Genomic DNA, 251 nt, shown 5'->3' on the forward strand with positions numbered 1-251 from the left:
AGGCCATCGAGATACAGGATGGGGAAAAGTCTGTCCAGCGGGCGATTCTGCCAAGTCCTGACCTCATCGTAGACAGCATCAGTTACCTTGGATATCAAGGTAGGCGACACCTCAGCACCGTACATCTGTCATCACCGGCGTAAAAAGTCCTCAAAACACCAGTCCAAAATGACCTGTCGTTAAGTATAGCTTTTTGGGGTGGTCTGCAAGTCTGATAGTTCCAGAAAGTTAAATATTTTACTAAGCTGACT

At 46.6% G+C, this 251-nt stretch carries 1 pseudogene; it reads right to left on the reverse strand.

What is annotated here, in order from left to right:
* A pseudogene (locus tag AK963_RS32990) lies at nucleotides 1-128 on the reverse strand (transposase); the annotation flags it as partial.
* Nucleotides 129-251 lie beyond the last annotated feature (123 nt).

Origin of the sequence: Endozoicomonas atrinae, from assembly GCF_001647025.1 — a bacterium.
In the GTDB taxonomy this organism is placed as follows: domain Bacteria; phylum Pseudomonadota; class Gammaproteobacteria; order Pseudomonadales; family Endozoicomonadaceae; genus Endozoicomonas; species Endozoicomonas atrinae.